This is a genomic window from Nonomuraea sp. NPDC003754 (genome assembly GCF_053605785.1).
This window is the reverse complement of record NZ_JBSGJX010000089.1, coordinates 1-10,885: the sequence shown is the minus strand read 5'-3', so window position 1 is coordinate 10,885 and position 10,885 is coordinate 1. Positions and strand designations below refer to the sequence as shown.

At 68.5% G+C, this 10,885-nt stretch carries 10 protein-coding genes and 2 pseudogenes; 8 read left to right on the top strand and 4 right to left on the bottom strand.

What is annotated here, in order from left to right; translation table 11 throughout:
• Positions 1-480: 480 nt before the first annotated feature.
• From ACWEVS_RS45340 to ACWEVS_RS45330, 3 genes and pseudogenes are all read left to right on the top strand, one after another.
• A complete protein-coding gene (locus tag ACWEVS_RS45340; protein WP_452557337.1) occupies positions 481-1,839 on the top strand; it encodes a pentapeptide repeat-containing protein in 1,359 nt (452 codons plus the stop codon).
• Between the two features lie 163 nt (positions 1,840-2,002).
• Positions 2,003-2,399, top strand: a pseudogene (locus ACWEVS_RS45335) (Mu transposase domain-containing protein); the annotation flags it as partial.
• Entirely contained in the window at positions 2,399-3,331 is a 933-nt protein-coding gene (locus tag ACWEVS_RS45330) for an ATP-binding protein (RefSeq protein WP_452557335.1), read from the top strand. The pseudogene ACWEVS_RS45335 and the gene ACWEVS_RS45330, both read left to right, overlap by 1 nt.
• Before the next feature lie 320 nt (positions 3,332-3,651).
• Here ACWEVS_RS45330 and ACWEVS_RS45325 read toward each other — a convergent pair.
• Positions 3,652-4,038, bottom strand: a pseudogene (locus ACWEVS_RS45325) (DUF4158 domain-containing protein); the annotation flags it as partial.
• A 55-nt stretch (positions 4,039-4,093) separates the two neighbouring features.
• On the opposite strand from ACWEVS_RS45325, the gene ACWEVS_RS45320 reads away from it, so the two are divergent.
• On the top strand, positions 4,094-4,300 hold the full coding sequence (locus tag ACWEVS_RS45320) for a hypothetical protein (protein ID WP_452557333.1): 207 nt from the start codon (positions 4,094-4,096) through the stop codon (positions 4,298-4,300).
• An 18-nt stretch (positions 4,301-4,318) separates the two neighbouring features.
• Here the strand turns inward: ACWEVS_RS45320 and ACWEVS_RS45315 are convergent, their stop codons facing one another.
• Positions 4,319-5,233 carry an alpha/beta fold hydrolase gene (locus ACWEVS_RS45315; protein WP_452557331.1) on the bottom strand — a complete coding sequence of 305 codons (915 nt, stop codon included), beginning with the start codon at positions 5,231-5,233 and terminating at the stop codon, positions 4,319-4,321.
• 427 nt (positions 5,234-5,660) lie between these two features.
• On the opposite strand from ACWEVS_RS45315, the gene ACWEVS_RS45310 reads away from it, so the two are divergent.
• The 3 genes from ACWEVS_RS45310 to ACWEVS_RS45300 are packed head-to-tail and all read left to right on the top strand — an operon-like array spanning position 5,661 to position 8,289.
• On the top strand, positions 5,661-6,482 hold the full coding sequence (locus ACWEVS_RS45310) for a CPBP family intramembrane glutamic endopeptidase (RefSeq protein WP_449931781.1): 822 nt from the start codon (positions 5,661-5,663) through the stop codon (positions 6,480-6,482).
• Positions 6,479-7,633, top strand: a complete 1,155-nt coding sequence (locus ACWEVS_RS45305; protein WP_452557329.1) for a sensor histidine kinase — start codon at positions 6,479-6,481, stop codon at positions 7,631-7,633. The genes ACWEVS_RS45310 and ACWEVS_RS45305 overlap by 4 nt, the downstream gene beginning before the upstream one ends.
• The gene (locus ACWEVS_RS45300) at positions 7,630-8,289 is read left to right on the top strand and encodes a response regulator (protein WP_449931785.1); all 660 of its coding nucleotides are present in this window, start codon (positions 7,630-7,632) and stop codon (positions 8,287-8,289) included. The genes ACWEVS_RS45305 and ACWEVS_RS45300 overlap by 4 nt, the downstream gene beginning before the upstream one ends.
• 73 nt (positions 8,290-8,362) lie before the next feature.
• Here the strand turns inward: ACWEVS_RS45300 and ACWEVS_RS45295 are convergent, their stop codons facing one another.
• The gene (locus ACWEVS_RS45295) at positions 8,363-8,815 is read right to left on the bottom strand and encodes a MarR family winged helix-turn-helix transcriptional regulator (RefSeq protein WP_354923271.1); all 453 of its coding nucleotides are present in this window, start codon (positions 8,813-8,815) and stop codon (positions 8,363-8,365) included.
• Between the two features lie 208 nt (positions 8,816-9,023).
• Between ACWEVS_RS45295 and ACWEVS_RS45290 the strand changes: the two genes are divergently transcribed.
• A complete protein-coding gene (locus ACWEVS_RS45290; RefSeq protein WP_452557326.1) occupies positions 9,024-9,950 on the top strand; it encodes a zinc-binding dehydrogenase in 927 nt (308 codons plus the stop codon).
• A gap of 309 nt (positions 9,951-10,259) precedes the next feature.
• Here the strand turns inward: ACWEVS_RS45290 and ACWEVS_RS45285 are convergent, their stop codons facing one another.
• Positions 10,260-10,691 carry a phage antirepressor KilAC domain-containing protein gene (locus ACWEVS_RS45285; protein WP_452557324.1) on the bottom strand — a complete coding sequence of 144 codons (432 nt, stop codon included), beginning with the start codon at positions 10,689-10,691 and terminating at the stop codon, positions 10,260-10,262.
• Between the last annotated feature and the right edge of the window lie 194 nt (positions 10,692-10,885).

The following is a 10,885-nucleotide window of genomic DNA, read 5'->3' as shown; positions in this document are numbered from 1 at the left end:
GGCCTCGGCCGACATCAACGCTTCGGCCATGGTCTTCACCATGGATCGCAACAAGTCTGGATCGCCGGTCTCGATCTGCTTGGCCAGCCACTGCTCGGGCGACACACTGTTGTCCGCGGCCATCGCGTGTTCTCCTTCGAACTTGATCTTCGCTAATCGAAGGATCACGCGATGGCCGTCGCCATTTCACGCCGCCACGCCTGTGACCAGGTCAAATTCGTACACCACTCCCATGGACGCAACCCAGCTCTGCACTTCGGTACGCGGCGTACGCCCTCGTGTCATGCCTTGCGGTGCCCGGCATAGAGAAAGGAGACGCCGCGGACCCGTGGAACCCCGCCCACCTGGCGCGACAGCCGGGCCACACACGCTGACCACAGCGGGAAAATCAACCTCCAGCCGAACCCCTTAGCCAACCAGATCAAGATCGAGAAAGATTGAGGCTAGCTTTCAGATTTGCTTGATCGCACAATGTCGCCCATGGCGCGACCTACCAGCAAACGCAGCACCACACCCAAGCCATCTGCTCGCACGACTGCTGTCACAGCGCAGCGAGCCAGAGCGGCTCGCGAGCAAGTCGTACAGCCGCAGCATGGGCATCCCCGAAAGTCTGCTTCCTGGGGGCTTACCCCAGGTGAGTTCGCGGCACTGCCGCCCGACCGGCGCGCCGAACTACACCAGGCGGCACGCCAAGAGCGGCACCAGGTCGCGCTGACGGTGGCGCAACTTCTCACCACGATGGGTGTGATCGCAGGCCTCATCCTCACCGGGTTGGGCCTATCCCAGACGGCACAATCTATTGAAGAGAGCCGAAAATCCCAAAAGATCGCGCAAGATAGTCTCGACCTGAGCCGGAAGGGTCAGGCAAATGATCGGTTTACGAAAGCGGTTGAGCAGCTCGGGAGTGACCAGAAGGATGTAAAGCTAGGCGGGATTTATGCCCTTGAGAAAACGATATGGGATTCTCCTGACTACCACCAAGCCGTGTTGGACGTACTTGCTGCTTACCTCAGAGAGCACGACCCGGATACAGACGTTAAGTCCAGCAAGCCGGCCCTCCTGGCGACTGATCTACAAGCGGCTGTCACCGTGCTTGGCCGTAATCCCGCCACGACCGGCTCCACCGGCTCTTATGCGGTCGACTTAACGGGAGTCCGACTGATGCGCGGCAACCTCTCGGGAGTGAACCTGAGCCGTAGCTACATGCGTGATGCCACGCTGAGCGGCTCCAACCTCGCCAAGGCCGCCCTGGGCAGCGCTGAGCTTTATCAAGCCGGTCTCAGCAACACGCTTCTCTCCGATGCCGATCTGCGGAGAGCCAACCTCTATGCGGCCGACCTGTCCAGCGCTCTGATCTATCGCGCCAACATGAGTGATGCCACCTTGGTCAAGGCCAACATGACCGACGCGGAGCTGGCTGGGAGCAATCTGGCTCGCGCCCAGATCTACGGGGCGAACCTGACCAGAGCCAACTTGGAGGGCGCCGACCTGACTGATGCCAACCTGAGCGGAGCAAACCTGACCCATGCAAGCTTTTCGCGTGCAAATCTGAGCAGAGTGAACTTGTTAGGGACAACTCTGAATCGCGCAGGGTTACATGGAGCCAACCTAACGGGCGTTTTTCTGGTGGATCAAAACCTAGCGGGCATGGACATGGTCGGCGTTAACCTAACCGGCGCCAACCTGGCTGGCGCCAACTTGTCCGGCGCCAATCTGAACGGCGCTCGACTCGACCGCGCAAACCTGAATGGTGCCAACCTCGCCGGTGCCGTTGGACTTCCTCCAGCGGAGCAACTGAAGAAGGTCACGATGTGGAATGCCGACACCAACTGGCCGTGATCAACCGAGCTGACAGACGTTGACGCGCTATCCGTAGATCAGGTGGCATGCACAGCTACGGATACGGCACCTGGGATAGGGCCGCTACCAGCTCCTGATCCGAAAATCGGACATTCACCGGACATGCGGCAGCGAACCTCACGTCGCGGCATGCAGCAGATTCGCGGACCTGGCCGCGATGCTCCCCCTGCCCCCGACCGCCCCGCAGATCGGCTGGAACACCTCGGCCCGGCTGCCCCGCGACCACTACGTCCGCCTCGATGCCAACGACTACTCCGTCCACCCGGCCGCGATCGGCCGTCTGGTCGAAGTCCGGGCCGATCTCGATCACGTCACCGCGACCTGTGGCGGCAAGAACGTCGCCCAGCACGAACGATGCCGGGCAGCCCACCAGACCCTCACCGACCCGGCTCACCAGCAGGCCGCCCGCAACTCCGCGGCGTCAACGCCTGGCCCCGGTTCCCGCGGTGATGACCGAGGTCGAACAGCGTCGTCTCACCGACTACGACCACATGTTCGGCCTCGCTGGTGAGCAGGCGAATGAGGAGGCGGCGATCTGATGGCAGCCAAGAACTCTGCCAGGAACATCGCCTCGGAACTCGCCTACCTGACCCGGGCGCTCAAAGCACCCTCGCTGGCAGCCTCCATCGAGCGGCTTGCCGAGCGGGCCCGCGCCGAGGACTGGTCGCACGAGGAGTTCCTCGCCGCCTGCTTGCAACGCGAGGTCGCCGCCCGCGAAGCGCACGGCGGTGCGGGCCGCATCCGGCTGGCCCGTTTCCCCGCCCGCAAGTCTCTGGAGGAGTTCGACTACGACCACCAACGATCCTTGAAACGCGACACCATCACCCACCTCGGCACTCTCGACTTCGTCACGGCCAGGGAGAACGTCGTCTTCCTCGGCCCGCCCGGCACCGGCAAGACTCATCTGTCCATCGGGTTGGGAATCCGTGCTTGCCAGGCCGGCCATCGTGTCCTGTTGGCCACCGCGGCCGAATGGGTGGGCCGGCTGGCCGACGCCCATCACACCGGCCGTCTTCAGGAGGAACTCATCCGGCTTGGCCGCATCCCGCTGTTGATCAGCTCGGATCGCCACTCTGCCGCCGCGTCGTCGTCGGTGACCGTCACGAACGCCGCGACTGTCTCCACTGCGGCCGCCAACTTCTCCCGCGGCACGACTTCCTCGATCGCCTTCCATACCTCCACCAGCGACACCAGGCGATCGGTGGTGGCCTCCGGCGCGTCCATCAGCACCTCCATCGCCGAGGCCATCGTGCGCGCCGCCGAAGGCAGCTTCGGGAAGGTGCGCAGCTGCTCGGTCCTGCCCGCCCGCTCGGCCCGCGCCAGCAGATTCGCCGAAATCAGCAGGTCCAGCACATCCAGCGCGTCATCGACCGACGCGGTCTCCAGGTGTCGCACCGTGGCCAGCAACATCGCGGCCTTGCGGTGCTCGGCCAGTTCCGCCAGCGCAGGCGCCTTGGCGGCTTTGCCGTAGCGGGCCAGCGCGGCCAGCTTCACCTCCGGCACCGGCTCGACCACCACGCCGCCAGCGCCCAGCCCGGCGATCTCGGCCACCCGTTGTAACTGGACCGACAGCACCCGGCCCGAGGCCTTCGTCGGCGCCGTGCGCAGCCGCTCCAGCTCAGAGAACCGGCGGCCCTCGCCCACTCGTAACAACTCTTCCAGCGCGGTGCGCATCCCGGCCGACAGCCGGCCCGACAACAGCGCCTGCAGCCGGTCGCTCTCCGCCTTGCGCACCTCGCCTACCAACCGGGTGAGCACGGTGATGCCGGATAGCAGGATTCGCTCCTTCAGCATGTGCACCCGCGCCCGATCGAACAGCGCCCGCGGCCCCTCGTTGGAGGCCCACACCCGCGCCGCCACGAACGCCCGCACCTCCGCCTCCCATGCGCCGAAGTCGTGAAAGCCCAGCAGCTCACGGATCTCCCAGGCGTGCTCGTACACCGTCTGCTGCCGCTAGCCGTAGTCGGCCAAATCCGCGGGATCGAGCTGCAGCTGCTTCGCAACAAACCCCACCGCCCCGGCCGGAACCTGGGTGGGAGCCTCGGTCAGGAACACCACGAGCATGCGCACCGTGTCCCACTGCACCGCCCATCCCAGGCGGGTCGTCGGGCGGCGCTTGCTGGCCAGCGCGTCCAGCGCCGCGCGATCCAGGCGGAAGAACTGCTCGAGCTCGGCCACTGACGGCTCCTCAGGGAAGCGGCCGTAGCGAGCAACCTGCTCATCCGTCGAGGTCATGGGCACAGACCGGATGCTGTACTCCACCGACTACCCCTTCACCTACGGCTTCCGTCCTGGCGGTTTTCCCTATGTCGACACCAGCAACGGCGCCGCCCGCTCGTTCCTGGAGGACGCGCCCTTCACCGACGAGCAGAAGGCCGACATCGCCCACCGCAACTGGGAACGCCTCACCGCCCGCGCGGCCGAGCGCTCGGCGGTCTGAAGCATCACAACCGGCTGGTTACTCACCCTGCGCTTGCCGTGCGGCCCGTGCGGTGACGCGTTCAATGGCCTGGACGGCGACATCGGGCTGGTCGACGTAGATGTAGTGGCCGCTGTTCGTGGCCGTGCTCAGCTTGCTGCCGCGGGACAGCGCGAGCCACTTGCGCTGACCCGCGGACCACGCCCGCTCCAGGCGCGGCCCGTACTCGGGGACGGCCGCGAGGTACGGCTTCCCATGCTGGACCACCTCCACCGGGATGTTACCGGCGGAACGGACCTTGCCGTCGGTGATGACGAGCTTCTCCGGGTTCTCGCCCTGGAATATCGCGAGGTTCTGTGCGCGTACCTCGGCCGCCGGCCCCTTGGCGGACTCGGGGATCGCCTTCGTGATGTCGCCGGCCATGGTGGGTGGGGTGGCATCCATCAGGACCAGCCCCTTCACCCTGTCCTGGTGGTCGGGGGCGTACGTGGCGGCGATCAGCCCGCCCAGCGAGTGCCCGGCCAGGACGACCGGGCCGTCACCGGCAATCCGGTCGAGCACTCCGGTCAGGATCTTGCCCGTGCTGGAGAAGCTCTGCGGGCCGTCCGGCTGGTCGCTGGCGCCCGCGCCGAGCCGGTCGTAGGAACAGACCCGGTTCTGCCTGCTCAGCGTCTTCTGGACGGCGGCCAGCTTGTCCAGCCCATCGCCTGCTCCGTGCATCAGGATGATGACCGGCCTGCCTTTCTCCGGGGCGCCCGAACAGGACACGTTCACCGACCGCCCCGCGACGTCGATCTTCGCGGTCCCGGAGATCGGGGTGGCATCGGCTGTCCGCGTGGCGGGGGCGAAGGGGTCCCAGTTCTCCACCGCGTCGCCGTCGCAGCCGGCGACCCCCGCGCCGAGCATGGTGCAGCACAGCGCGGCCACAACGGGTGTCTTGATCTTGCGGAGCATGAGGTCCTCCAGTGAGGGAGTCGGCGCCGGGTGATGCGCACGGCGGTGTAGCGGGAAAGCGGACGGAGCGCCGTGGCTGTGTCGTAACGCTATGGATCGGGCGGTCCGGGATCGTCCCCGTGCGGTGGACATTTGCCGGTAGCTCGTGTGGGGGACAAGCGCGGCCGGCAGGGAAGGACCGAGATCCTGCAGGGAAGGACCGAGATCGTCGCGCTCTGTCGTGCGGTGCGGACGCCCGCCGGATATGTACGCCATCCGCGACGTCGAACGCGGCGGCGTCCTGCGACGAATCGCATGTGCGCCAGTCCCCCGTGCGAGCTACGCGCGAATGTCCACCGCACGGGGACGATCCCAGACCGCCGGATCCCTAGCGTTTCTCGGCGTAGCGGTGGCGCCCCACCGCAGTCCCCCACGTAAGGGAGTCGTCATGCGGTTATTGAGACAGCTCGTGCCCGTCGCGGTGGTCGCCTTCGCCGGCGGCGCGATCGTGGGCGCGGTGAAGGAAAGCCCGCTCCTTACCCTGTTCCTCGGTGTCGCGACGGCCTTGCTCGCCGTGCTCGTGTACGCCCGCGTGGTGCGGTGGTCCGAGCGCCGGGCACCTGTGGAGGTGGCGGCGCGAGGCGCCGCCCGCGCCATCGCGCGAGGGGCGCTGATCGGGGTCGCGTTGTTCGCGGCCGTCATCGTGAACATCGCTCTCGTGGGCGGTTACCGGATCGACGGCCCGGGCTCGCCGGCGGGCGCGGTCGGGCTGCTCGGCTTCATGGCCGCCGCCGCGGTGACGGAGGAGCTGCTGTTTCGCGGCATCCTGTTCAGGATCGTCGAGGAACGCACCGGGACGTGGCCGGCGCTGGTGCTGACCGGCCTATTGTTCGGCCTGTCGCACCTGCTCAACCCGCACGCCGATCTGTGGGGCGCGATCGCCGTCGCGGTCGAGGCGGGCGGCATGCTCGCCGCCGCCTACGCCGCCGCCCGCACCCTGTGGGTCCCGATCGGCGTGCACTTCGGCTGGAACTTCGCCGCAGCCGGCATCTTCGGCACCGAGGTCTCGGGCAACGGCGCGACGCAGGGGCTGCTGCACGGCGTGACGTCGGGCCCAGCCCTGCTCACGGGCGGCGAGTTCGGGCCGGAGGCGAGCCCATACGCGGTGGCGTTCGGCCTGCTGCTGACGGTCGTGTTCATGCGGCTGGCCCGCCGGCGCGGCAACGTGGTCCCGCTCCGGCGCGGCGCGACCGCTACGCTCGCCCAATGATCGATCTAGGGCGGGTCACGGACCTGTGGCGGCGGTGCGACGTCGTGGTCCGGGACGTACCGTTCGGGCTGCTGCTGGCCATCGCATCGCTCCTGCCGGCGCTCCACGGCAAGGGGACTCAGGTCGGCGACCTGCCGGCCCGGCCCTTCGACGCGCTGGCGTTTGTGGTGATCGCCCTGGAGTGCCTTCCGCTCGCCGTCCGCCGGCGGTGGCCGGCCGTGTGCCTGGCTCTGGTGTCGCTCGGCTTCGTTCTCGACCAGTTCCGCGCCTACCACGTGTTCGCGAGCAACGCGATGCCCATCGCGCTCATCAGCGCGGGCGCCCACCTGGAGCGCCATCGGCGCGTCACCGTGGTCCTCCTCTCCATGGCGTACGTGCCGCTCGCGCTCGCGCTCGACCGACACGGCGCGAGCGAGAGGGTGGAAGGGTACGTGGTGTTCTACCTGGCTCTGGCCCTCGCATGGGGCATCGGGGCCTGGCTGCGCTCCTCCCGCGCCGCCGAGGCGGAACGCCGCCGCCACGTCGCCGAGGCCACCCGCGCCGCCGAACGCACCCGGATCGCCCGCGAACTCCACGACGTCGTGACGCACCACGTGACGGCGATGGTCGTGCAGGCCGAGGCGGCACGCTACCTCACCGCCGCGCCCGACCGCCTCGACGCGACACTGAGCGCCGTCAGCGACACCGGCCGGCGGGCCATCACCGACCTGCGGCACATGCTCGACCTGCTCAAAGCCGATCACGATACCGACGTCAGCATGCCGTCCGCCGGAGACCTGGGCACGCTCGTGGAGCAGACCCGCCAGGCCGGGCAGCCGGTGGAGTTCACCGAGGAGGGCGACCCCCGGGAATCGGTGGGCAGCGCCGAGTTCGTGACCTATCGGGTCGTCCAGGAGGCCCTGACGAACGCCCTCAAATACGCCCACGGCAGCCCCACCGCGGTCTGGGTGCGCTACGGCGAGAGGGAGATCAGTGTGGCGGTCAGCACCGACGGCCCCGGCTCCAGGGTCGCCTCCCCCGGCGGGAGCGGGCGGGGCCTGGCCGGGCTGCGCGAGCGGGTGGACGCTCTGGGCGGCGAGTTCAGCACGGACCGGCAGGCGGGCGGCGGCTTTGTGGTACGGGCCCGCATACCTGCGGGGAGCCGGTCATGACCGCGCCGGTCCGGGTCCTGGTCTGCGACGACCAGGCGCTGATCCGCACCGGCTTCGCGACGATCATCGACGCGCAGCCCGACCTGGAGGTGGTGGGCGAGTGCGGTGACGGCCGCGCCGCGGTCGAGCTCGCCCGCCGGCTGAGTCCCGACATCGTCGTCATGGACGTGCGGATGCCGGTGCTTGACGGCATCGAGGCGACCCGCCTGCTGGCCGGCGCCGGGGTCGAGAATCCAGTCAAGGTGCTCGTGGTGACCACGTTCAACCTGGACGAGTACGTCTACGAGGCGCTGCGCGCCGGGGCGAGCGGGTTCCTGCTCAAGGACGCCCCGCCGGCGCAGCTCTTGCAGGGCATCCGCACCGTCGCGGCGGGCGCCGCGCTGCTGGCGCCTGAGGTGACGCGGCAGCTCGTCGGCAGGTACGCGTCCCGGATCCGCCCGGCCCGGGACACGCCCGACGAGACCGCGCTGACCCCGCGCGAGCTGGAGGTACTGCGCCTGATCGCCGACGGCCGGTCCAACAGCGAGATCGCCGCCACGCTGGTGATCAGCCAGGAGACCGTCAAGACGTACGTGTCGCGCATCCTGAGCAAGCTCGACCTGCGTGACCGCGTGCAGGCGGTGGTCTACGCCTACCGCAGGGGCCTGGTGACCTGAGGCACGCCGCCCGGAAACCTCGATGGGGCGAACGCCGCAGACGTCAGGAACCGTCCGTGGCCCTGTTCGACCATCAGCGCGCGGCCGTCGGCCCTGGTGCGGCGCGTGTACGCGGCGAGCGGGCCGAGACGATGTCGAGCAGGTTGACGAGCCGATCGAGCTGTTCCGGGTCCAGGCGGCCGGTCGCGGGCGCCAGGGCACGCCGGATGTCGTCCTCCACGCGTTTGGCAAGTTCGAGCCCGGCCGGGGTCATGTACACCTCGACGACCCGGCCGTCTTCGGGGTTCTTGCCGCGTGTCAGCAGCCCCCGGCGCTGGGCGCGGTCGATGAGGCCGGACATCGTGGACTTGTCCAGGCCGAGGTAGGCGGCCAGTTCGGTGATGCGGGCGCGGCGGTCGCGGAGGATGCCGAGCACCCGTAGCTGGGTGAGCGACAAATCGTGCTCACCACCGATGCGGGTCAGCACGCCTGCCACCTCGAAAGTGGCCCGGACGAGGGCATCCACGACATCGTCGGCGGAGCTCATGCCGTCATGCTAGTCCGGCATGGTTGGCAATACCAACCATGCCGGAGCGAGGAAGGCAGACACCGCCACCCGGGACGCCTCGCGTCCCGATCCCGCGCCAGGCGATCGACGGATGCGGCATCGATCACGCCGACTCCTATTGACATGGTTTGTATTACCAACCACCATCGAGATGGTTGGTAATACAAATCATTTTCTGGAGGTCACCATGCACGCTGCCGTCATCCCAGCAGCCGACGCCCTGCCGGTCTATCGCGACCACCCCGACCCCGCAGAACGCCACAGCGACGAGCTGCTCGTTGAGGTCCTCGCGGCCGGCCTGCACCATCTGACCAAGGCCAACGCGAACGGCTCGCACTACTCCAGCAACGGCATGTACCCGCTGGTCCCCGGCGTCGACGGTGTGGTACGCGACCAGGAGGGCAACGTCCGCTACGTGGCCCTGGACGACACAACTCTGGGCACGTTCGCCGAGCGCACCCTCATCGACCCTCGCCGCAGCGTGATCCTGCCCGACGGCATCGACCCCGTGCGGATCGCCGCTGCGATGAACCCGGCCATGTCGTCCTGGGTCGCGCTGCGCCGACGCGTCGACTTCCACGCTGGCCGGCGCGTCCTCGTCCTCGGCGCCACCGGCAACGCCGGACGGATGGCGGTCCAGATCGCCAAGCTGCTCGGCGCCGACCAGGTCATCGCCGCCGGCCGCGACACCACCCGCCTGAAGGCGCTGACCGCGCTCGGCGCCGACGAGACGATCACCTTCGACCAGATCGGCCACGCGGACGACGTCGACGTGGTCATCGACTACGTGTGGGGTGAACCCGCCGCCGGCGCCATGATTCCTATGCTCACCGCCCGCGCCGACCGCACCGCCCCGCTGACCTGGATCCAGATCGGATCCATCGCCGGCCCCACCGCGCCTATCCCCTCCGCGGCCCTGCGCTCCGCCCGCGTCCAGATCGTCGGCAGCGGCATCGGCTCGGTCCCCGCGCGCGACTTCCTCGCCGAACTGCCGGAACTGGCCTCAGCGGTGACCGCGGGCGCGATCGACGTACGGGCGCGCGCCGTACCCCTCGTCCAGGTCGCGCAGGCGTGGACCGCCGAGACCGACGACCGCATCGTCCTCGTCCCCTAGCCGTGTCACATCCGAGGAGGAAGCCATGACTGCGCTGAGCAGCAGCAGGAAACGGGCCCTGGTCGTGGGACTCGGCGTCAGCGGCATCGCCACGGCGATCGCCCTTCGGGGCATCGGGCTGGGATCCGGTGATCGTGGAGAGAGCGCCGGGCCGTCGATCGGGTGGCTACTTCATCGTGTTGTTCGGCGCCGGTCGGCCCGAGGGCGGGTCCGGGGCTGGTGCGGCCGCTGCGGGCCGTACGGGTAGGGGTCGCGGCGGACGGACCAGCGCCCCGATGCGGCTGCTGATGCCCGCACGAGTGAGCGCGGTTAGAGTCCTTCCAGGGCGAGCTGGTGGGTGGTCGGACGGGGGCCGGTGACCAGTCCCTTGTAGAACAGCCGCTCCCAGATCAGCGCCTTGCCTTTGCCAGTGACGTAAGTGGTGGTGCGCTGGACAGGAGGTTCGCCGATCACGCGTACCTTGACTTCGAAGTGGCCAGAGGCGACGTAGCGGGCCATGGGCTCGTTACGCTTGGCGCCGTAGCTGCACAACAGGCCTTCGCCACGCAGGAACCTCCGCAGGAAGGTCTCCGTGACACCGAGCCGCTTGGCCACGGTGCCGATCAGCGCCGCGCCTTCGGCCTCCAGCAGTTGATGGGCGCGGGCGGCCGCGGGCTCCAACTCGGCGACGCGCTGCTCGGCGGCCTCGCGCCGTTCGACTTCGTCGGCCCAGCCCCGCCGAGCTTCGGCGTGGCTGGGCATCTGTCCTGTTGGTCGTGGCAAATGCCAGACGTAAGGTGATCAAATTACGGTGGCGACCGATCCACCCGGGCGCCGGCCGGAAGATAGGCGCGACCATGAGACGCTCCCCCAGGCGCGATCCGCCGGACCTGCGCAACCACTGGAGACTCTCCATGCCCGCGGTCCCTACGCCGCATCCCCAGCCGTCGTCGGTC